The 20,657-nt window shown below is 65.7% G+C and carries 24 protein-coding genes; 9 read left to right on the plus strand and 15 right to left on the minus strand.

The annotated features are described in order from the left end of the window. Positions 1–144, minus strand: coding sequence for a hypothetical protein (locus QQ977_RS08290; RefSeq protein ID WP_285925211.1), 144 nt, complete (start codon positions 142–144; stop codon positions 1–3). A 189-nt stretch (positions 145–333) separates the two neighbouring features. Here QQ977_RS08290 and hisI point away from each other — a divergent pair, with 189 nt between their 5' ends. After that, positions 334–702: a phosphoribosyl-AMP cyclohydrolase gene (gene hisI / locus QQ977_RS08295; protein WP_285925213.1), complete on the plus strand. Its 369-nt coding sequence runs from the start codon at positions 334–336 to the stop codon at positions 700–702. Beyond that, complete coding sequence (locus QQ977_RS08300; RefSeq protein ID WP_285925214.1) at positions 699–1,826, plus strand: DUF7118 family protein; 1,128 nt, start codon at positions 699–701, stop codon at positions 1,824–1,826. The genes hisI and QQ977_RS08300 overlap by 4 nt, the downstream gene beginning before the upstream one ends. Before the next feature lie 3 nt (positions 1,827–1,829). Here QQ977_RS08300 and QQ977_RS08305 read toward each other — a convergent pair whose 3' ends face one another. The 8 genes from QQ977_RS08305 to QQ977_RS08340 all read right to left on the minus strand — a co-directional run bounded on the left by QQ977_RS08305 (position 1,830) and on the right by QQ977_RS08340 (position 9,813). Continuing rightward, positions 1,830–2,828, minus strand: a complete 999-nt coding sequence (locus QQ977_RS08305; RefSeq protein ID WP_285925215.1) for a WD40/YVTN/BNR-like repeat-containing protein — start codon at positions 2,826–2,828, stop codon at positions 1,830–1,832. Between the two features lie 61 nt (positions 2,829–2,889). Then, entirely contained in the window at positions 2,890–4,089 is a 1,200-nt protein-coding gene (locus QQ977_RS08310; RefSeq protein ID WP_285925216.1) for a redox-regulated ATPase YchF, read from the minus strand. Positions 4,090–4,189: 100 nt separating this feature from the next. Further along, positions 4,190–4,738 carry a hypothetical protein gene (locus tag QQ977_RS08315; RefSeq protein ID WP_285925217.1) on the minus strand — a complete coding sequence of 183 codons (549 nt, stop codon included), beginning with the start codon at positions 4,736–4,738 and terminating at the stop codon, positions 4,190–4,192. 119 nt (positions 4,739–4,857) lie between these two features. After that, complete coding sequence (locus QQ977_RS08320) at positions 4,858–5,928, minus strand: pyridoxal-phosphate-dependent aminotransferase family protein (protein ID WP_285925218.1); 1,071 nt, start codon at positions 5,926–5,928, stop codon at positions 4,858–4,860. Positions 5,929–6,160: 232 nt separating this feature from the next. Further along, positions 6,161–6,613 (minus strand): SHOCT domain-containing protein, encoded by a 453-nt coding sequence (locus QQ977_RS08325; protein ID WP_285925219.1) that lies wholly within the window; start codon positions 6,611–6,613, stop codon positions 6,161–6,163. Positions 6,614–6,826: 213 nt separating this feature from the next. After that, the gene (locus QQ977_RS08330) at positions 6,827–7,477 is read right to left on the minus strand and encodes a class I SAM-dependent methyltransferase (RefSeq protein ID WP_285925221.1); all 651 of its coding nucleotides are present in this window, start codon (positions 7,475–7,477) and stop codon (positions 6,827–6,829) included. A gap of 73 nt (positions 7,478–7,550) precedes the next feature. Then, the gene (locus QQ977_RS08335; protein ID WP_285925222.1) at positions 7,551–8,675 is read right to left on the minus strand and encodes a class I SAM-dependent methyltransferase; all 1,125 of its coding nucleotides are present in this window, start codon (positions 8,673–8,675) and stop codon (positions 7,551–7,553) included. After that, positions 8,668–9,813: a 60S ribosomal export protein NMD3 gene (locus QQ977_RS08340; protein WP_285925223.1), complete on the minus strand. Its 1,146-nt coding sequence runs from the start codon at positions 9,811–9,813 to the stop codon at positions 8,668–8,670. The genes QQ977_RS08335 and QQ977_RS08340 overlap by 8 nt, the downstream gene beginning before the upstream one ends. Before the next feature lie 315 nt (positions 9,814–10,128). Here QQ977_RS08340 and htpX point away from each other — a divergent pair, with 315 nt between their 5' ends. From htpX to radA, 5 genes are all read left to right on the plus strand, one after another. Further along, positions 10,129–10,998 carry a zinc metalloprotease HtpX gene (gene htpX, locus QQ977_RS08345; protein ID WP_285925224.1) on the plus strand — a complete coding sequence of 290 codons (870 nt, stop codon included), beginning with the start codon at positions 10,129–10,131 and terminating at the stop codon, positions 10,996–10,998. Positions 10,999–11,073: 75 nt separating this feature from the next. Beyond that, entirely contained in the window at positions 11,074–11,349 is a 276-nt protein-coding gene (locus QQ977_RS08350) for a hypothetical protein (RefSeq protein ID WP_285925225.1), read from the plus strand. Positions 11,350–11,442: 93 nt separating this feature from the next. Continuing rightward, positions 11,443–12,456 (plus strand): TIGR04024 family LLM class F420-dependent oxidoreductase, encoded by a 1,014-nt coding sequence (locus QQ977_RS08355; protein WP_285925227.1) that lies wholly within the window; start codon positions 11,443–11,445, stop codon positions 12,454–12,456. Positions 12,457–12,536: 80 nt separating this feature from the next. Beyond that, positions 12,537–13,142, plus strand: coding sequence for a PspA-associated protein PspAB (gene pspAB, locus QQ977_RS08360; RefSeq protein ID WP_285925228.1), 606 nt, complete (start codon positions 12,537–12,539; stop codon positions 13,140–13,142). Between the two features lie 181 nt (positions 13,143–13,323). Continuing rightward, the gene (gene radA / locus QQ977_RS08365) at positions 13,324–14,355 is read left to right on the plus strand and encodes a DNA repair and recombination protein RadA (RefSeq protein WP_285925229.1); all 1,032 of its coding nucleotides are present in this window, start codon (positions 13,324–13,326) and stop codon (positions 14,353–14,355) included. A 34-nt stretch (positions 14,356–14,389) separates the two neighbouring features. Here radA and QQ977_RS08370 read toward each other — a convergent pair whose 3' ends face one another. The 5 genes from QQ977_RS08370 to QQ977_RS08390 all read right to left on the minus strand — a co-directional run bounded on the left by QQ977_RS08370 (position 14,390) and on the right by QQ977_RS08390 (position 18,062). Next, complete coding sequence (locus tag QQ977_RS08370; protein ID WP_285925230.1) at positions 14,390–14,782, minus strand: hypothetical protein; 393 nt, start codon at positions 14,780–14,782, stop codon at positions 14,390–14,392. A gap of 222 nt (positions 14,783–15,004) precedes the next feature. Continuing rightward, positions 15,005–15,424, minus strand: coding sequence for a Fe-S cluster assembly sulfur transfer protein SufU (sufU, locus tag QQ977_RS08375; protein WP_285925231.1), 420 nt, complete (start codon positions 15,422–15,424; stop codon positions 15,005–15,007). A 96-nt stretch (positions 15,425–15,520) separates the two neighbouring features. Next, positions 15,521–16,813: an aminotransferase class V-fold PLP-dependent enzyme gene (locus QQ977_RS08380; protein ID WP_285925232.1), complete on the minus strand. Its 1,293-nt coding sequence runs from the start codon at positions 16,811–16,813 to the stop codon at positions 15,521–15,523. A 179-nt stretch (positions 16,814–16,992) separates the two neighbouring features. Next, entirely contained in the window at positions 16,993–17,286 is a 294-nt protein-coding gene (locus QQ977_RS08385; protein WP_285928685.1) for a DUF424 domain-containing protein, read from the minus strand. After that, positions 17,283–18,062 carry a tetratricopeptide repeat protein gene (locus QQ977_RS08390; protein ID WP_285925233.1) on the minus strand — a complete coding sequence of 260 codons (780 nt, stop codon included), beginning with the start codon at positions 18,060–18,062 and terminating at the stop codon, positions 17,283–17,285. Before QQ977_RS08390 ends, QQ977_RS08385 begins: the two co-directional genes overlap by 4 nt. A 451-nt stretch (positions 18,063–18,513) precedes the next feature. Here QQ977_RS08390 and QQ977_RS08395 point away from each other — a divergent pair, with 451 nt between their 5' ends. After that, entirely contained in the window at positions 18,514–19,257 is a 744-nt protein-coding gene (locus QQ977_RS08395; protein WP_285925234.1) for a hypothetical protein, read from the plus strand. 56 nt (positions 19,258–19,313) lie between these two features. Further along, positions 19,314–19,970 carry an ArsR/SmtB family transcription factor gene (locus QQ977_RS08400; RefSeq protein ID WP_285925235.1) on the plus strand — a complete coding sequence of 219 codons (657 nt, stop codon included), beginning with the start codon at positions 19,314–19,316 and terminating at the stop codon, positions 19,968–19,970. Here the strand turns inward: QQ977_RS08400 and QQ977_RS08405 are convergent, their stop codons facing one another. After that, the gene (locus QQ977_RS08405) at positions 19,971–20,561 is read right to left on the minus strand and encodes a DUF5336 domain-containing protein (protein WP_285925236.1); all 591 of its coding nucleotides are present in this window, start codon (positions 20,559–20,561) and stop codon (positions 19,971–19,973) included. Positions 20,562–20,657 lie beyond the last annotated feature (96 nt).

The raw sequence follows: 20,657 nt of genomic DNA on the forward strand, positions 1-20,657 counted from the left end.
TCACCGACGGATCACGAACACCGCGATTCCGAGCACCAACAGCCCGATTCCCCACCACACCGAATCGCCGGGTAGCGCCGTCAGCGCCAGCGTGACGACGCCCGAGGTTATGAGCGACCAGCCGACCGTCGTTCGATAGCTCATGGAACCACGTCATCGTCGAGCAGGACGTGTCTTGTGCCGGTCCTTGCAGCCCGTGGTCGTTTCCTCGTGCCGAACCGCCGAGACAACTGCGCCTGTCGTCCGGTCGAAGCCGAAGCCCTCTTCGAGCCAACCGCCTCCCGCCAGCGTCGCGGCAAAAGACCTATCGGCTCGACGGTCATCCTCACGACCATGAACGACGGCATTTCGGTCGATTTCGGCGAGAACGGGCTGGTCCCCGCGATCGCCCAGGACGTCGAGACCGACGAGGTGTTGATGCTCGCGTACGTCTCGCCCGAAGCCCTCGAGCGGACCCGCGAGACGGGACTCGCCCACTACTACTCCCGGAGCCGAGACGAGTTATGGCAGAAAGGCGCCTCGAGCGGGCACCGCCAGCACGTCGCGGAGATCCGGGTCGACTGCGACGAGGACACGCTGTTGTATCGCGTCGAGCAGGAGGGCGGTGCCTGTCACACGGGTCGCACCTCCTGTTTCTTCCGGACGATCGAGGGCGAGGACGTCGGCGAGCGCGTCTTCGACCCCGACGACGTCTACGAATGAGCGAGCGCGTTTCCCGCCCCCCAACCGTCGAACGCCTCGAGGCGGCACGCGAGCGACTGGCCGACGTCGAGGCACGGATCGACGACCACGGCGAGGAGACCGTCGAGCAGGCGGCCGAGGCCTACCGGCAGGCGGCGAAACTGCTCGAGGACTACGTCGACCGGGCGACCGGCACCGGCCGGGAGAACTTCAAAGCGTACATCGAACTCGAGGGCCAGTTCGCGACGCTGGTCGAGAACCTGCCAGCGGATCTGCACCGCCGTGGAGCGTTCGAGGACGCCCTGGACGCGATCGACAAGCGCCGACTCAGCGAGCACGATTTCGAACGCGCCGAGGCCGCCCTCGAGCCCGCCGAGACGTTCGCCGAACTGCTCGCCGAACGCGAGGCCGCCCGCGAGGAGCTCGAGACCGCTCGCACCGAGGCGAGCAGCCGGCTGCGGGAACTCGACGACGAGATCACAGCGCGCGAACGGCTGCTCGAGCTGTCGACCGTGGATCTGGACGCACCCGTCGGGCGGCTCCGCGAGCCGATCGAGACCTACAACGCGGCCGTCCGCGAGACGTTCCAGGAGTTTCGGTCCTCGGCCTCGGCACGCGAGGTCTTTGCCGTCCTCGAGCGCAGCCAGTGGTATCCGCTGGTGGAGTACGAGGCCCCACCCGACGAGCTCCGGGAGTACGTCCGGGAGAACCCGGCCGGCGAGTACACGATCCCCGAGTTGCTCGAGTACGCCGACTACTCTCGATCGAAGCTCTCACACTACGTCGACGACGCCGACGAGCTCAAACGACGCGTGGCGACGAGACAGACGTTCCTCGAGGGAATCGACGCCGGGCCGCTGACGATCGCGTGGCCGCCCGAACCCGCGGACGTCCTCCGGTACCGTATTCGGGAGCTGCGCCCCCTCGTCGCCCGGATCGCGGACGAGGACGTCGTTTCCACCCTCCGGGAGGTCCGCGAGCTGACCCGCGACTCCGAGTACGAGCGCCTGCGGACGGCTGCTGTCGCGACCGACCGACTCGACGAGAACGAGCAACGCCGACTGGCGAGTGGCGAGGTCGAGATCGAACTCGAAGAGCTTCGTGCCGAACGCGAGGCGATCGAGGCCACACTCGAGGACGGGTAACGATCAATCGACGACGGCCAGTCCCCGCGGCGTCTGGCGCTCGAGGTCGTCGCCCCACTCGACCGAGAGTCGCGTCCAGTCGTCGCCGAAGTCGTCGGTCCGGAACAGTCCCCGGTTGGTGACGGCGACGACCTCGCCGGGCTCGCCCGTCGTCGCGAACACTGCCCGGACGACGCCCTCTCCCGTAGGGAGGCCACGGTCCTCGAGGTGTTCCCAGCGCCCGCCGGATTTCCGGTAGACGTACGAGTCGGCCCGCTCGGGCGTGTGTGCAGACCGCGCCCCGCTGGCCGCGGAGACGAGCACGCGGTCGGGATCGCCGGGATCGGGAACGACGCTCCAGCAGTAGGTGTGCTCGAGGCCGTCCTGGGGGTGCTCCCAGCTCTCCCCACCGTCGTCGCTCTCGGCGTAGCCGTCGCCGGCCGCCGAGTACACCCGCCCCTCGTGGTCGGGGTGGGTCGCCAGGCTGTGGTTGTCCCGTCGCGAGCCCGGCGGTCGTTCTCGCCAGCTCTCGCCGCCGTCTTCGCTGACGACGAGCGCGCCGAGTTCGATGCCGACGTAGAGCCGCTCGGGATCGAACGGATCGACCTCGATCCAGCGGACGTGATGCGTCTGCGGCCGCGGCGGGAAGTACCACTCCGGTTCGGAGGGGAGGTCGGACAGCCCCTCGAGACGGTCCCAGGAGTCGCCACCGTCTCGCGAGCGGTAGATCCGACTCGGTTCGGTTCCGGCGTAGACGACATCGGGGTCGTGCGGGCTTATCGCGAGGCTCATCACCGCCGACTCCCCGATGCTCGATCCGATCGACTCGAAGGAGTCGCCGCCGTCCGTGCTCCGGTAGAGGCCGGACTCGAAGGTGCCGACGAAGATCCGGTCGGGGGCGGCCGGCGAGACCGACACGCACTCGAGGTCGCGTCCCTCGAGGCGAGGGGTCGTCTCCCACCCCTCGCCGACGTCGGTGCAGACGAGCAGTCGGTCCCGCAGTGCTGCGTGGATCGTCGTCATGGACGTCGGTACGGGAGCGGACGGGAGAAGCCTTCCTCCGGACGGCCGGGTTCCGATCGCGTCAGTTCGTCGTGATCACTTCGATGACGTCGCGGGGCTCGACCTCGTAGTCGGCCCCGAGCTGGCGGTTCGTCCGGCAGTCGATCGCGTGCAGGAAGCCGTCGCCGATGTCCGAGTGGAGGCTGTAGGCGAACTCCTCCGCGGTCGACCCCTCGGGGATCAGGTAACAGTCGGGCAACACCTCGCCGCGTTCGTTGCCCAGGCCGTTCGCGCCGCCGGGGAAGACGGGGACGACGCCTAACACGTCAAACAGCGCGGTCTCGAGCGCCGCCTGGACGCCCGTCGCGCCGTAGGCGTCGAGAAAGTCACGGATCTGCTCGAGACCCGCTTGCTGGTCGCCCGAGACGTCGCCCGTGATCTCGAACTCCTCGTCGCCGGGCCGGTAGTCGACGACGCCGGCTTTCTCGGCCGATTTCAGCGCCTTCTCGGCGTGGGCGCTACAGGGGACGATCGTCAGGTGCTCGTAGTCGGGATCGGCCGTGATCTCCGCGTAGTTCTCCTGGGCCGCGGGCGTGTCCATCTTGTTCGCCGCGATCACCATCGGCTTGGTCTCGAGACGGATCTCCCGGGCCAGCGCGAGTTTGTCCGCGTCGTCCCACGCCGCGGGATCGAAGCCGACGTCGGTCCGGCGGATGAGGCGTTTGATCTCGTCTTCGCTCGTCTTGAACGCGCTCATTTGTTCGGCGAGCTCCTCCTCGATGGCGTCGTCTTCGGTCGTATAGCCCGACTCGTAGCGGTCGATGCCCTTCTCTAAGACGTCGAGATACCACTGGTCGAGTTCGTGCTCGAGGACGTCGATGTCCTCTCTGGGGTCGTGGCCCTCGGTCGACTCGCCCTCGAGATCGGTCTCGCCGGAGAAGTCGACGACGTGGACGAGGACGTCGGTTTCGTTCAGGTCGGTCAGGAACTGGTTGCCGAGTCCCGCGCCCTCGTGTGCGCCGGGGATCAGCCCGGCGACGTCGACGAGTTTCGTCGGGACGAAGCGGGTGCCGTCCGCACAGAAGCCGACCGACGGCGTACACTCCTCGTCGAACTCGGGGGCGGCACAGTCGACGCGGACGTAGGCCTCGCCGACGCTCGGGTCGATGGTCGTGAACGGGTAGGCCCCCTCGGGGACGTCGTTCATCGTCGCGGCGTTGAAGAACGTGGACTTGCCGACGGAGGGTTTGCCGACGAGTCCGATCCGGTAGCTCGTACTCATTACCCGTCCCTGGGTCGGCCGGCCTAAACGGGTTACTGTCCGCGCTCGCAGTGGCATGCCGTCCCGTATCGAGCGACGTCGACGCCGGGCCGGGAGCGGTTCACGTTGCCGCGAGTCGCCGGATCCGCGGATCGTCGAGGACGTAGATCCCGCCGTAGACGAGCGCCAGGAACACGCTCAGCCGGATCAGCGTCGCGACGAAGACGGTGGCCGCGAACCGCCAGGGGTCGTCCTCGAGGACGCTGAAGGCGTACAGCGTCGCCGTCACGGGTAGAAACGGGATCGAGAGCGCGGCCGTCAGCCCGACGTAGCGGTACTTGCGGACGAACGCGACCGAGGATCGTCGTCGAAACCGTGCGTAGCCGGGAACCCGCTGGAACAGACGCGTCACGGGTGCGGCGTGGCTCACGCCGTACCCGAGCCGCTGGGCGAAGAGACTCCCGAACGCGTTCCCGCTCGCTGCGACGACCATCACGACCGCGAGAGCGGTCCGTCTCGGCAGGCCCAGGCTGAACACTGCGAGGAAGACGAACTCCGCGGGAAACGGGAGTGCCACGGCGAGGAGAACCGAGTAGACGAACACCGCGGCGAGGACCAACGACGTCGACTGGGTCGACGTGAGCTGTTCGATGACCCACTCCTGGACCATGTGCTACGTCCCGGCCGTCGCGTCGTGGTCGCCCAGCGATCGATGCACGTCCGAACCGTCGTATGCGCCCGATATTTACGTTTTGATGGGGCCGCGCCGACGGACGTCTGACAGGTCGGTCACTCGAGGACGGCCTCGAGCGCGTCCATCGTCCGGTCGACGTTCTCGACGCGGGCGTTGTGGCCCATGTGGCCGATCCGGAGGACGTCGTCCTCGAGGTCGGACAGCCCCGTCGCGAGGACGACGTCGTGTTCCTCGTCGATCCGTTCCTGCAACTCGCGTGCCCGTCCCTCGACTTCGAGTGCGGTGACCGTCGGCGAGCACAGCGTCTCGTCGTCGGGGTAGAACTCGAGTCCCAGCTCGCGTGTCCGGTCGCGACACAGCTGGGCGCACGTCTCGTGGCGTTCGAAGACCGACGCGAGTCCCTCCTCGCGAAGCAGGTCGATCGCGGTATCGAGCGCATAGAGGGTCGCCGTCGGCATCGTGTAGGGGAACCACTCCTCTTCCAGCGCCGTCTTCCAGGGCTCGAGGTCGAGGTAGTTTGAACGCGTCTCGGTGGCCTCGATCCGGTCCCAGGCCCGGTCGCTGACCGAGAGCACGGTCAGCCCCGGCGGCGCGCTGAAACACTTCTGGGTCGCACCGATGCAGACGTCGATGTGCTCGGTCGGCACGGGTGTGCCCCCGAGCGAGGAGACCGCGTCGACGACGCTCACCACGTCGTACTCGGCGAGCAACCCGAGAACGGGCTCGAGGTCGTTCAGGACGCCCGTCGGCGTCTCGCAGTGAACCATCGTCGCCGCGGCGAACTCGCCGTCCTCGAGTTCGGCCTCGACCGCCGCGAGGTCGAGCGGTCCGGCCCAGTCGGCCGCACAGACGACGGCCTCACCGCCGTAGGCCTCGACGAACCCCGCGAACCCCTCGCCGTAGATGCCGTTGGCGAGACAGAGCACGCGGTCGCCGGGTTCGATCAGCGAGGCGACCGCGGCCTCGAGCCCGAGGATCCCCTCGCCGCTCAGGATCGCGAGGTCGTCGGAGCCGTAGACGGCCTCGAGTTTCTCGGTCAGCCCCTGGTAGAACTCGAGGAACTCGTCCTCGACGTCGGGATTCGGCGTCGGCTCGGCCAGCCGCTCGCGAACGGGGGCCGGCACCTCGGTCGGCCCGGGCGTCATGCGAAGTCGGTCGTCGCTCATAGCCACACCGCCACGCCACGGGCGCATAAAACGCTCGAGTCCGCTTTATTGGCCATCGAGAAATCCACCAACCAGCGTAGACGTTCAAAGAGCCGTGATGAATACAGAGCGCGAGTGTTACACGAGTCGAAAATCGGCTCGTGGAGGGGAATGATCGGTCAACACAGATGACTTGCTGAGCTAATGGTCATACAGGCAGCCGAAGGTTTGAGATAGATAATGGGTGCCGGGATCAGCGTTCTCGCTCTTTTTGTTGACCTGTTGGATTGACATCTCGACTAGATCTCTTCGGACGATCCAGTTGCCAATCTGGACCAGCTAGCATCTCATCAATCCGTTGTTCGAAGGTGTCTTCATCGATTTCGCCGGCCAGATACTGTTCTTTGATTTCAGAGACCGCGTCTTGTTCCCAATCGTCAGTATGCGGATCATCTTCTCGTGAACCCTCGTCGTTTCCTATGAACGCTATTATGAACGCTAGGACCGGTCCGAGGACGATGAGAAGGCCGACGAGGGCGGCGATAACACCGAGGGTAACGCTACCGAGCTCGATTCCGACAGCGATACCTGCGAACACGACGCCGAGAACCATCGAAATTCCCGTCAGTATTACCAAAATCCCGAGAAGAGCACTCACTACCGCTGCCCACGGAGGAAGGTCACGAAGCCAGGCGGGAGCTTCCATACGGCATTCCTTTACGTCAACCGGTTTAGACTTTGGGGTAAGACAGTATCCAGAGTGGTCAGTATGGGTATTTGATGAACGGCTGATCGGTTATGCTGTATTTTCGGGTAGTTCATAGTCAGCTGGGCGAAATAAAGCCGGCAACCGTGCTGACTCATTCTCTGGGTGTTGCACGCTGTTTTTGCCAGTAGATGCATTAGACACTTTTCTGCCCTACTCCGAAACGCACGACCCCTCTCGCCGTCGCAACCGACCACGAACGATCGGCTCCGCCGGGAAGATCCCCGCCTCGAGGCGTTCGATCTCGAGGACCTCGAGGTCGGGATGACAGACGAACCGTTCGACGGTCTCACGCTCGAGGTTGCAGCCGCCGGCCAGCCGATTCCAGACGGGGTTGAGCAGTTCCTGGCCGCTCGCGCGCCAGCCGTCGGCGCGGACGTGCTCGAGAAAGCGCAGTTCCCCGCCCGGCCGGAGGACGCGGGCGACCTCCGCGAGGGCGGCGTCCGGATCGCCGATCGTACAGAAGACGAGACTCGAGAGTACAGCGTCGAAGGCGTCGTCGACGTAGGGAAGCGATTCGGCGCGGTCGCCTCGAAGGTGGACCTCGAGGCCGGCGTCGGCGGCTTTCTGACTCGCCCGTTTACGCATGTACGGATCGGGCTCGATCGCGTGGACCTCGCAGCCGTCGCCGTTGCGGGCGAGGTGGGGAAAGGTCGCACCCGTGCCCGCGCCGACGTCGAGTACGCGACCCGAGAGACCGCTCGCGAGGTACTGGCGGTGGCGAGCGAACAGGAACCGCTCGGGGACGACCCAGTCGTAGACGGCCGCGACGAGCGGGTGGGCAACCTCGTCCTGACGTGACATGGTCGGCGAGACGGCAGGAGGGATGTTAGGTGTTGTCGTCTCGCCGACTCGATACGACGTCACCGTCTCGTTGCTACGACACCCGCACGTCGATTACGACGTGGGCGACGCCGGCGCTGTGACTCTTCACGCGGCGTTTCTCGAGCACCTCGAGCTCTCGTCTCTCGCGATCCGCGGCCCGCTCGAGGCGGGAACGCGGTCGCTCCCACAGCCGGGACTCGGGGGTGGCCTCGTGGTAGTGGACGACGCCGCCCGGCTCGAGCGCCGACAGCGCCGCGGGGAGGAACTCGTGGCCCTCGTCGGTTCGCGTTCCCCGTCCCTGTTCGTCGGTCCCGTCGGCGCTGCCGTAGTAGCCCATGACGACCCGGTCGGCGGCGACCTCCTCGGCGAGGTCGCGACAGTCGGCGCGGTAGGCCTCGATCCGGTCGGTGACGTCGTTGAGGACGGCGTTCTCGAGCAGGTACCGGAACGCGGCCGGATTGATCTCGGTGGCCGTCACCGACGCGCCGGCCCGGGCCATCGGCAGGGTGAAGTAGCCGATGCCGGCGAACATGTCGAAGACGCACTCGCCGTCCGCGACGACCTCGCCCATCCGGACTCGTTCGGCCTGGTTACCCGGCGAGAACATCACCCGTGCCGGGTCGAGCGCGTAGCGGGTCCCGTGTTCGGTGTGGATCGTCTCGGTGTCCCGTACGCCCGCGATCACGCGCCGTCTCGGCTCGCGGTGGGTGCCCGCCGCCCCGTCGTTTGCGATCCCCTCGTCTGCGAGCACCGTCTCGGCCTCGCCGTGCAGTTCCAGCAACGCCTCGCCGACGGCCGCCTCGTCGGGACAGCGCTCGGGCAGGCGGACGACCACGACCGACCCGACCACGGCCCAGGAGCCGGGTGCGCCCTCGAGGTCTGTCTCGCTCCAGCCCCGCTCGAGCAGCAGGTCCTCGAGGTCCCGGCTCCGGCGGTCGGGGTCGACCTGCCGGATCACCTCCCGGACCCGCGTCTCGGCGGGTGGGTCGGTCACCGGCAGGGCCACCGTCTCGGCGTCGTACTCGCGGACGCGCCGGTCGTCGTCGTAGACGCCCTCGGCCCGAAGCGACTCGATCGCGGTCTCAGAGCGCGGTTTCGCGACGACGACCGCGAGCGGACCCTCGCCCCGCGTCTCGAGTGCGTCGTCCGCGGGCGGGATCGCTCCGTCGTCAGTCATCGCCCTCGTCGGGCAGGACGTGCAGGCCGGCCCGGCTCTTCAGCACCGGCACCGTCTCGGCGTCCGGATCGAAGTAGTCGGGTCGGGCGATCGTTTTCGCCTCGTAGGTCTCGGGGTCGAGCACCTGGACGGCGTGTTCGTCCTCGACGGCGACGACGGTCGTCTCGGCGGCGTCTGCGAGGGTGCCGAGTTTGCGGGCGTCGGGCGAGTTACCCTCCTCGTAGTCCGCCTCGTAGCGTTCGCCGGTGGTCACGCGCGTGCCCTTGAGGTTGCCGTGGGCGCTGCGGACGAGGACGGGGCCGCCGTCGTCTGCGAGGTCGATGACGTCACCGGGCGTGTACGGCGGGAGTCGCACCGCGAAGGTCACCCGGTAGACCTCGTTGCCGTCTTCGTCTTCGGTGACCAGCGTCTCCGAGTCCGAGACGGTGCCGCCGAACTCCTCGCGGATCTTGTTCGCGACCTTCTTGCCGATCTTGTTCGTCGAGACCTTCATGTCGAGGCCGTCGTCGGTCTCGCTCGTCTCGGTGACGAAAGCGTTGCGATCGCCCGTCGCCTCCATGTCGGCGACGATTTCGTTTGCGATCGCCTCGGCCCGTTCGCGTTCCTCGCTCGTCGGCGTGCGTCCCTCCGCACGGAGCTGGACGACGCTCGCGTAGTAGTCGCCTGCGATCCGACCACACCGCGAGCAGGTCTGCCGGGAAATCTTTACGGGGACGGTGACCTGTTCCTCGACGGGTGTCCCCCGGACCACGCCCGTGAAGTAACAGTGCATCCGGATCGTGTTCGGGTCGACCTGCTCGGGTTCGACCTGCCAGGCGACGTCGTCGACGTCGACGTGGACGCCGAGGGCCTCGCTTACCTCCTCGATCGCGACGTCGGTGTAATCTTTCGCGCCGACGTCGACCCACCGGTTGCCCCGATGGACGGCCCCACACTGGGAACAGACCAGCACGTCGATCCGCTCGGGCGCGTCGACGAACTCGAACTCCTCGAAGTAACAGGCGTCACAGACCTCGACGTCGGCCCCCGGCCGGAGCGGGTCGGTCGCCTCGCCGCTTTCGGACGCGTCGCTCTCGGAGCGGTCGGGCATGGGCTCCCCACAGCGGGGACAGAACGCACGCGAACGCGACTCGGTCATTGTCCGTAGTTGCCGGCCAAACGGTTTAAACGACGCGTTCGGATCCGCGTCAGCGCGTGCCTTTCGAGTATCCCGCCGTACGGGGGTCGTCTCCCTCTCGAAGCTGTCGGTCGCTCTCAAACCGTGCGAACTCCAGGCGAAACGAGGGGGTGCGGTTTCGACCGTGTCAGACGGCCGTCAGACGATCGAACCGCCACCCGTGCGTACTGTTACCGCTGAACGCTCCCTCCACGCGAAACGGGGGCGTTCGGATAAGGGCCTCGAGCGAGGGTCGTCTCGGTGATATTTATCCCGATGCGTCCCGTCGACACCCACATGGAGTGGCAACCGGACTGGGGGCTTCGTGTGCGGATGTTCCTGACGATGTTCCTGCTGTTTGCGTTGTACATCGTCTTCGCGGGCGTGATCACCGCCTACATGGGCGGTGGAATCGTCGTCTTCGCGCTCTTATTCGGCGGGATGTCGCTGGTCCAGTACTACTTCAGCGACACGCTCACGCTCAAGAGCATGGGCGCGACGACGGTCTCCGCGGACGAGTATCCGCAGCTGCACGCCTCGGTCGAACGACTCGCACAGCAGGCCGACCTGCCAAAACCGACGGTGGCCGTCATCGACTCGAACATGCCGAACGCGTTCGCCACTGGCCGCAACCAGCGCAACGCCGCCGTCGCCGTGACGACCGGGCTGATGCGCACCCTCGACAGGGACGAACTCGACGGCGTGCTCGCCCACGAACTCGCCCACGTCAAAAACCGGGACATGATGGTGATGACGTTCGCCTCGTTGCTCGCGACGATCGCGTTCATGGTGGTTCGCTGGGGCGCTTTCTTCGGCGGTCGCGGCCGCGGTGGTCGCGGCGGCGGTGGCGTCGTCGTTGCGATCCTCGTCTCGCTCGTCGTCTGGATCATCAGCTACATTCTCATCCGCGCACTCTCGCGGTACCGCGAGTACGCCGCCGACCGAGGGGCCGCTGCGATCACTGGCAGGCCGGCAGCGCTCGCCTCCGCGCTCGCGAAGATCTCCGGCGAGATGGAGAAGGTCCCCACAGAGGACTTACGCGAGGAAGCCGAGATGAACGCTTTCTTCATCATCCCGTTGCGCTCGGGAATCGGCCGGCTGTTCAGCACCCACCCGCCGACCGAGAACCGCATCGAACAGCTTCGCGAACTCGAGCGCGAGCTGTAGTCCCGGTCACGCCGTCTCTCTCGGCCCGAGGTGCGATAGCTATATACGATTTCGGGATGCTAGCTACCGCGACACATGCATCCGTCCCGGCTGGTCGCACTGTGTTGCTGTACCATCGGCGTCCTCGTCGTCTCCCAGGCTGCAGTAGTGGGCCAGTTTCGACTCGACCTCGAGAGTGGACTGCGGCTGGCAGGCGGTGCGGGACTGGTTCTCGCCAGCCTGTATGCGGCTGCTCGCTCCGAGCGAGACCCGATCGTCACCGAGTACGGCCCGCGTACGTACCTGCTCGTCGCCGCCGCGTTCGTCTGGATCGCCGGGTTGTCGGTGCGGCTCGCTCTCACCGTCTCCTGAACGTCGTCGGCTTCCCTGTACGTTCTCCGGTTGTGCCTTCCCGTTTCTTCCCTGACCCAAGTCTTTACAATCTCGAGCGAGCCATCGACTTACATGTCAGCCGACATCAACCGCGACGTCGTGTTGCCGCTCGACGAGTACGACAACATCGAGGAGGCCGTGTCCCTCGCCCAGCGAGCCGAAACGATGGGGTACGGGGCTGTCTCTGTCGGGGAGACTGCAGGCCGGAACGTTCCACTCGTGTTGAGCGTCGTCGCCGAGCGCACCGACGAGATCGGTATCGCGGACGACGTCATCTCGCCGTACTCTCGCTCGCCCGCCGCGATCGGCCAGACCGCGGTCACGCTGCAAGAGATCAGCGACGGTCGTTTCCGCCTGCGCATCGGAGCCTCCTCGCCTGCACTCGCCGAACGCTGGCACGGCCTCGAGTTCGACCGGCCGCTCCGGCGCGTCCGTGAGGCCGTCGAGATCGTTCGGCAGGTCCAGTCCGGACAGCGCCTCGAGTACGACGGCGAGATATTCTCTCCCGACGGGCTCACACTCGAGTGCGAACCGCCCGAACCGCCGGCTCCGGTCGACGTCGCCGCGCTCGGCCCCAAAGCGACCGAACTCGCCGGCCGCTTCGGCGACGGCTGGGTACCTCAGCTGTTACCGTACGAACAGCTCCAGGCACGCCTGGGTGATCTCAAACGCGGTGCCGAGCTGGGCGATCGCCAACTCGACGACCTGCGTGTGGCTCCGTTGCTTCGGTGTTGTGCCCTCGAGGACGGCGAGCGCGCCCGCGAGTACGCCCGCTCACAGCTGGCCTTTATGATCGCCGTCTACGGTCCCTTCTACCGACAGGCGATCGCCGACGCCGGCTGGACCGAACTCACCGAACGAGTCCGGGATCGGTGGCACGAGTCGGGCCGAGAGGCCGCTGCCGCGGCGATCACCGACGACCTCCTCGAGGCAGTCGTCGCCGCCGGCACGCCCGCGGAGGTCCGCGACCAGGTTGAACGCTTCGAGGCTATCGACGGCGTCGACGCGATCCAGGTCGCGTTCTGTGGCGGAATGAGCGACGACGAGCGGGATCGGACGCTCGAGGCGCTTGCACCCTCGCGCTGACTGGAACCGTCGGCACACGACCTGTCCTGGCGTGAGCCCGAGCGGATTCTTTAAAGGACGACGATACCTTCGGTCGAGGTATGGGACTACTGGACGGGCTCCGTGCCGTGCTGGGGTTGCGTGCCGAACGTGACGCCAAGCGCGACGCCGACCCTGACGACCTCTTCGGGATGAGCACCGCCTACATCACGATGGAGGCCGAACTCGGCTACGAGGCCATGGCGGAGGGCGCACTCTGTTTCTCAGGCGTCGACTCACACCAGTTTCGCGAGGCCGTCGACGAGGTCGAGGCCATCCTCGAGGCGGGACGTGAGGAGACCGGCACCGACTTCACGGTCACCGAAGACGACCACGGCTACCACTGGGTCGTCCTCGAGGACGACGACCCGGAAGATCTGATCACGAGCATGCACTTCGCCGCCGACACGTTCGTCGAACACGGCTACGGTTCGCGGCTGCTTGCGGCCGTTTTCGGCTACCGAAACGAGGACGGACCGGCTTACTGGATCTACTCGTTCCGTCGCGGTGCGTTCTACCCCTTCGTACCCCGGCCCGGCCGCGAGCGCGACTCGAGCACGGAGTTTACGCTCGAGGCGACGCTCGACGGCGAACTCGAGATCGAACGCGACAAGGAGTACTGGTATCCGCTGTGGCCAAGCGAGGGTGGGACGCGTCCCTGGGAGTAGCCGTCGGTCAGTCGGAGCGATCCAATCACTGCCCTCGCTCGCCGTTTCGAGCGGGGCCGACACTCGTCTTCGATGATAGTATCACGTCTTCCAACCGAAACGACCCCGGTGCCGCCCGCCAGTTTCACTTTCACTCTCCTGTTAACGAGGGTTTATGGGGGAGCCCGAGCAACGACCGACCATGCCAGACGTAGACCTCGAGACTCTCCCCGGCGTCGGACCGGCGACAGCGGACAAACTCCACGACGCAGGCTTTGACTCCTTCCAGAGCCTCGCCGTCGCTTCGCCCTCGGAACTGTCGAATACGGCGGACGTCGGCGAGTCCACCGCCGCTGACATCGTCAACGCCGCCCGCGACGCCGCAGACGTCGGCGGCTTCGAGACCGGCTCGGCCGTCCTCGAGCGACGAAACGAGATCGGCAAGCTCTCCTGGCACATCGACGAGGTCGACGACCTCCTCGGTGGCGGCATCGAGACCCAGTCGATCACCGAAGTCTACGGCGAGTTCGGCTCCGGCAAGTCTCAGGTTACCCACCAGATGGCCGTCAACGTCCAGCTGCCAAAGGAGGTCGGCGGCCTCCACGGCAGCGCCATGTTCATCGACAGCGAGGACACGTTCCGACCCGAACGGATCGACGACATGGTCCGTGGACTCCCCGACGAGGCGATCGACGCCGCCCTCGAGGACCGCGAGATCGAGGGATCGGCCGACGACGAGGCGGCCGTCGACGAACTCGTCGAGGCCATGCTCGAGAAGATCCACGTCGCGAAGGCGTTCAACTCCAACCACCAGATGCTGCTGGCCGAGAAGGCCCAGGAACTGGCGAGCGAACACGAAGAGGCCGACTACCCGATTCGGCTGCTCTGTGTCGACTCGCTGACCGCTCACTTCCGGGCGGAGTACGTCGGCCGTGGCGAACTCGCAGAGCGCCAGCAGAAACTCAACAAACACCTCCACGACTTAGACAAGGTCGGCAACCTCTACAACGCTGCCGTCGTCGTCACCAACCAGGTGGCCTCGAACCCCGACTCGTTCTTCGGCGATCCGACCCAGCCCATCGGCGGCAACATCCTCGGTCACAAGTCGACGTTCCGGATCTACCTTCGCAAGTCCAAAGGTGACAAGCGGATCGTCCGCCTCGTGGACGCACCGAACCTCGCCGACGGCGAGGCAGTCATGCGCGTTCAGGACGAGGGGCTGAAACCCGAGTGAGGCGTCCCCAGGCGTCCTCGCCTGGTTCCGAGCACTACCCGAGCGCTTCGAGTGCCGCCTGTCGCTTCCGGGCGACCGACTCGATTTGTGCTTTCTTGTCTTCGGGATCCTCGAGCCCCTCGAGCCAGTAGAGTGCGCTGTAAAAGGCCACGAGTCGGCCGATCTCGCGCTCCGTAAGCAGCCCAAGGTCTCCGGCTGCCGACTCGTAGAGCACGGGCGCCTCGACGCGTTCCGTGAGCCGTTCGTAGCCGCCGTCGGCGATCAGGTTGTCGACGTACTCGTAGGTTCGAAGCTCTTCGGCGAATGCCCGGCGGAGTCGCCGGGTGGCGTCGCGTTCGCGCTTCCAGTAGAGCAGATACGAGCCGACGGCGGTCGCGACCGCGCCGATGATCGCCCCGAGGACGAAGCCGACGGCCGTCTCGACCATGCCAGTCCGTTGGTCCCGCGGCGGGAAGGGGTTGGGCTTGCAGCGCCCAAAGAGTCATACTGCCGGACAGAAGTTCGTGAACGAAAGAGACAGCCACCCGGACAGTAGACGTAACAGAGGGCGCGAAGAACGGGACTGCTGTCTCGTGATGAGCGCCCGGACACTGACACACAGCGGTCAATACTGGCGGGCGAAAATCTGTGAGATTTTCGTCCGTCAGTATCAGTCCTCGGTCGTCGTCTTCTCGACCTCGAGTTCGCCGCGGTAGATCTCCGCGCCGTCCTGGGCGACTTTCTCCGCGAGAACGGCACACTTGACGCGCATCGGCGAGATCTCGACGCCGAGCATGTCGATCACGTCGTCGCGATCCATCTCGAGTAACTCCTCGACGGCCATTCCCTGGAGTTCGCTCGAGAGCATGCTCGCGCTGGCCTGACTGATCGCACAGCCGTCACCCGAGAAGGCGACCTGCTCGATCGTCTCCTCGTCGTCGTCGAGTTTGACGTCCATGCGAATCTCGTCGCCACACATCGGATTCTCGCCGACGTGGCTGAAAGTGGGATCCTCGAGTTCCCCGTAGTTGCGGGGATTCTTGTAGTGATCGAGGATCTGCTGTCTGTACATATCGGAGCCGAGTCCCATCTTGGATTCGCATAGGAAAGTGCGCTGTAAAAGGGTTCCGGGGGAGGGTTCGCGTTCGCACGATCGGTGGCCGTTGGTCGGTGCCAAGCGGAGATCTCAGGCGAACAGCTCGCGAGCGTCCTCGAGCGCGTCGACGAGCACGTCGATCTCCTCGCGAGTGTTGTAAATGTAGAACGACGCCCGCGCGGAGGCTGCGACGCCGAGTTTGTCGTGCAGCGGCTGGGTACAGTGGTCGCCGGCCCGGATCGCGACGGCGTGGTCGTTCATGATCGAGGCGAGGTCGTGGGCGTGGACGCCCTCGAGGTTGAAACTGACGAGGCCGCCCCGGTCGGGACCGGGTTCGGGACCGTAGATATCGACGTCGCCGACCTCGCTGAGTCGCTCGTAGGCGTACGTCGAGAGCTCTCGCTCGTGGGCCTGGACGTTCGCCATGCCGATCTCTTCGAGGTAGTCGACGGCGGCGTGGAGGCCGACGGCCTCGGCGATCGGCGGCGTGCCGGGTTCGAACTTCCAGGGAAGCTCGCCCCAGGTGGTGTCCTCGAAGGTTACCTTTCGGACCATGCCGCCGCCGTAGAGGTACGGCTCCATCTCCTCGAGCAGTTCCTTGCGGCCGTAGAGGACGCCGATGCCGGTGGGGCCGGCCATCTTGTGGCCGGAGAAGGCATAGAAGTCGGCACCGATCTCCTCGACGTCGACGGGCTGGTTGGGAACGGCCTGTGCGCCGTCGATCAGCGAGAGGGCGTCGTGGTCGTGGGCGAGCTCTGTCAGTTCCGAGACGGGATTGACGGTGCCTAAGGTGTTCGAGACGTGGACCGCCGAGACGAGCGCCGTGTCGTCGGTGATACACTCCCGGGCGTGATCCATGTCCAGGCGACCATCCTCGTCGATCCGGATGTATTTCACGTCCGCACCCGTCCGCTGTGCGACCTGTTGCCAGGTGACGAGCGAGGCGTGGTGTTCCATCTCCGTCAACACGACCTCGTCGCCGGGACCGAGTTCGGAGAGTCCCCACGAGTACGCGATCAGGTTCTCGCTTTCGGTGGTGTTTTTCGTGAAGATGATCTCCTCGCGGCCGCCGCTTGCTCCGACGAACTCGGCGACGCGGTCGTGGGCGTCCTCGTAGGCGATCGATGCCTCCTGGCTGAGGTGGTGGATACCGCGATGGACGTTCGAGTTGTACCTCCGGTAGTAGTCGCTCATCGCCTCGACGACCGGCTCCGGGGTGTGAGTCGTCGCCGCGTTGTCGAGGTAGACGAGCGGCGTCCCATCATCGACGGCTTCGCCGTCTGCTCGTTGGGTCTCCGACCCAACGCTGAACTCGCGCTCGAGGATCGGGAAATCGGCCCGGATCCCTTCGACGTCGAGAGCTTCGACGTTCTGTCGGCTCATTACCGAAGGGAAGGAACCGGAGACAAAACACTCCTTCGGTCGCGACACCTCCGTCGGCCTGATCGCCATACTCGTCTACTACCATCTCCGTAGACCTCGTGTGACCGAAACGAGGCTCGACGACGGGTTCCTCACGACCGAGACCAGCCCGTCACAGCCGAGCCAGCACTCGCCCGCCGTCAGTACAGCCGCAACAGCTGGGCGTGACGGGTCGTATCCACCTCGAGGACGTTCGTCTCGTCGACGAACCCCTCCTCGATAGCGAGTTCGACCGAGCGGGTGCCGACGATGTTGGCGATCGTCGCCCGCGAGAGGCTGTCGACGACGGCCTCTCGACCGACCTCGTCGCCGCCGTAGAACTCCTCGGTGACCGTAAGCGAGACGTCTCCCTCCTCGAAGGTCTCCCCTAAAACGTCGCTGTCACAGACTGCGACGAGCAACCCCTCGGCAGTCTCGCGTTCGTTGACGATCATTCGAACGCGCGTTCGTTCCACTCGTCGGCCCGCTCGGTTCGCTGTTCCATCAGCTCCTCTTCGGCTCGCTCGCGAAGCTCTTCTGCCTGCTCGGAGATCTCTTCGGCCTCGTCGTATTCGCCGAGGTCTTCGAGAATGCGAGCTTTCTCGTCGAGGACCTGTGCGTTTCGCATCCCGAGGCGGATCGCGTTGTCGATACACTGGAGGGCGTCCTCCGAGAGTCCCCGTTCCTGCAGGAAAAAGGCCCGGTTGTACCAGGCCTGCCCGAACCGTTCGTCGATCTCGACGGCTCGCTCTGCGTGCTCGAGCGCTTGCGTGGTCTCGCCGAACTCCCACAGCGCGTACGCGAGGTTGGTCTCGGCCGTAGCGGCGTGTTCGCTCTCCTCGTCGGTCGCGATCGCCTCCCGGTATGCGCCGATCGCTTCGTCGTACTCCTCGAGTTCGGCGTGAGCGACGCCTTTGTTCACCCAGGCCTCCTGCTCGAGGGAGTCGTCCTCGGCGAAGCGAGCGGCTCGCTCGAAGGCCTCGGTCGCCTGCTCGAAGCGGTTGATCTGCATGTAGTTAAGCCCCACGTCGAGCAACGCCTCGGCGTCGACCTCGTCGCTTGCGAGCTGGCGCTCGTCGAGTGCGTCGGCGACGACTCGGGAGTCGACGGGATCGATCTTCGAGGGATCGACGTCTAGCTCCGGCGGATCCAGGTCAAACTCCTCGTAGGGGTCGTCGAACCCACCCCCCTCAGAGAACGCGTGATCGCGATCGTCCTCTCGGTCGGTCATCGACGCGCAGTTGGGCTGCACGAGGGTTAAGGGCTACGCTCACGCCGGATCGGCGCGTTATCGAACGTACTTAACTCTGTCCCCCATTTCGCCTTTCGAATAACGTACTATCTCGTTTACCTTCCAACGGTGGGAACGAACAGATGCAGCCGTCGTGTTCACCTCGATTGCACGAGCTGTGACGAAGATCACGGGGGTAATACGGCCACGCGGCCGGCCGACTGAGCATCGGCTCCCGACTTTTCCTCTCGCGGAACGAAAGATACGAACGTCGGAGAGTCCCGACGGGGTCGATCGAGTACGGTGACCGTTTACCACTTGCGGTGAGCGAAAGTGCCGGACGCAAGTGGGGCTTGAACGCTTCGAACGGAACTGAACGTTCGAACCGATCGAAGTGAACGGTCGGAACGAAGATCCACCTTTTTAATGAGTTCCACCATCGGTGGGTGTAATGACAGCGACCCGTGCTATGGTACTCGTGTTTGCCGTCGTCTGCGGTCTCCTTTTCGCCCCGGTCGTCAGCGCAACGTTTGCGGGGCCCGTGGCAGACATCGATGGGGGAGCCAGCGACGAAACAGAGACGGACGAGGGGATAGATGACGACGCCGCGCCGATGGGGGCCGAGGTCTCCTCGTTCATGCAGTCGAGTTCGTCGTCGACCGACGAGAGCGTCGATTCGAAGCTGTTCGCTTCCGCGTACGACAACGCCGCCGACGATGACGACAGGGCGGACGTCGTCGCCGACAGGACAGACCAACTCGAGCGCCGACTCGCCGAGCTCGAGGACGAGCGCGAAACGCTTCGCGAGGAGAGAGACGAACTCAACCCGGTCGCCTACGACGCCCGAATGACGCGTCTCGCCGTCCAGATCAACGAGATCGAGCGAGCGATAAACGATACCGAAACCCGCGCCGAAAGCGCGGACCTCGAAACTGACCGGTTCGACGAACTGCGGGGCAACGCGGCGAACATAGCTGACAGAGAGGTGGCGTCGGCCACACGCGGGCTCGCCAGCGTCGATCCGCCGGGCGGACCGCCCGAGGATGGAGCGCCCGGACACGACGGCCAGCAGCAGCCAGCGACCGGCGTTGACGCATCTACCGCCGGTTCTGGCGGTGTCGATGTCGACGCATCCGACGAGAGTCAGAGTCAGAGCCAACCCGACGACCGCGACGACCGCGACGACGACGCGTAACCGTGCGATCTAGGGAGCAGACATCCTTTTCAGCGACGGCTACCAACGGTCGAGTGATGGACTCTGCCGCGTTGCTGGATCTGCTCGGGAACGAGAACCGGAGACGAATCCTCCAGTTACTGGCACGCAAGCCCTGTTACGTCACCGAGATCTCCGAGTACCTCGGCGTGAGTCCAAAGGCCGTCATCGAACACCTCCAGAAACTCGAGGACGCGGGTCTCATCGAGAGTCGCACCGACGATCAGCGACGCAAGTACTTTCACATCGCCAGACACGTCCGTCTCGAGGTCAACGTCTCGCCGTACGGCTTCGCGAGCAAGAGCGCCTACCCGGAGAACAACAGCTTCGACATCACGACCTGTCGACACATCTCTCTCGAGCTAGAGTACGACGAGGAAAACGACCTCGAGGAGCTTCTCGGCACGCTCGAACGTCTCGAACAGCTCGAAAACGAGCTGTCGCTGGCCCAGCGATGGGTGCAGGGACGGCTGTGTGACGTCCTCGACCAGATCTCGGAGACGGTGGGGACGGAACCGGAGAGTCGGATCTACGCCGACGTGCTCTCGAGCGTTCGCGAGGAGCCGAAAGCTGTCAACGCGCTCGCCCGCGACGTCGACGCGCCACGCGAGGTCGTCGCCGAGTTGCTCGAGACGATGGCCGACGAGGGAATCGTCCGCCGGACCGAACGGGGCTGGGAGCTTACGGTCGACTGATCACTCGACATCTCTGACGAGCCCGTCGCGGAGGTCTCGCCCGAAGTAGTACGCGAGCAGACAGACGAGGAGGCCAGCGCCGGCCCCGACGGCGGCGACCGCCTCTCCCGAGCCAGCGATCGCGAGTACGGCGTGGTTGAGCACGGCGGCGACGCCGCCGACGGCGACACCCGCCACCCCCATCTCGAGGTAGCGACGCTTCGAGCCGACGAGCCCGACGAGAAAGGCGACGGCGGCCATGCCGACGGTTCGTCCCCCGATCGGGATCGCCACGCTGCCGGCGAGCAGTCCGGCTCCGAGCACGGCCACGAGGACGAGAAAGGCCGTCGGGGAGAAGTACGCCGACGGGGAGAGTCGCGAGCCGAGCGACCGGAGTCGCGACCCGCTCGCACTCGCCGACTCTCGTGGCTCCGACGACTCCCGCCACGACTGTGTCTCAGACGCCGATCCGAACTCGGTCGGGTCGTCGACGGTGCGGTCCCCGCGCTCGCTCGAGCCGTCGTCGCCGAGCAGTCGGTCGGTCTCCTCGAGCAGGTCGTCGGTCGAGCGGGCATCCCGGTTCGTCGTCACCTCGTCGGACCGGTCGCTCATGTACGTCCCGTAGACGTCTGACGGCATGGGCCTTTCCCTGTCGGCGACACGCCGCGTGACCGTGGGCTCACCCGAAAGGGTGCCTTCAAGTCCACC

The sequence above is a fragment of the Natrialbaceae archaeon AArc-T1-2 genome (assembly GCF_030273315.1).
Taxonomy (GTDB): Archaea; Halobacteriota; Halobacteria; order Halobacteriales; family Natrialbaceae; genus Tc-Br11-E2g1.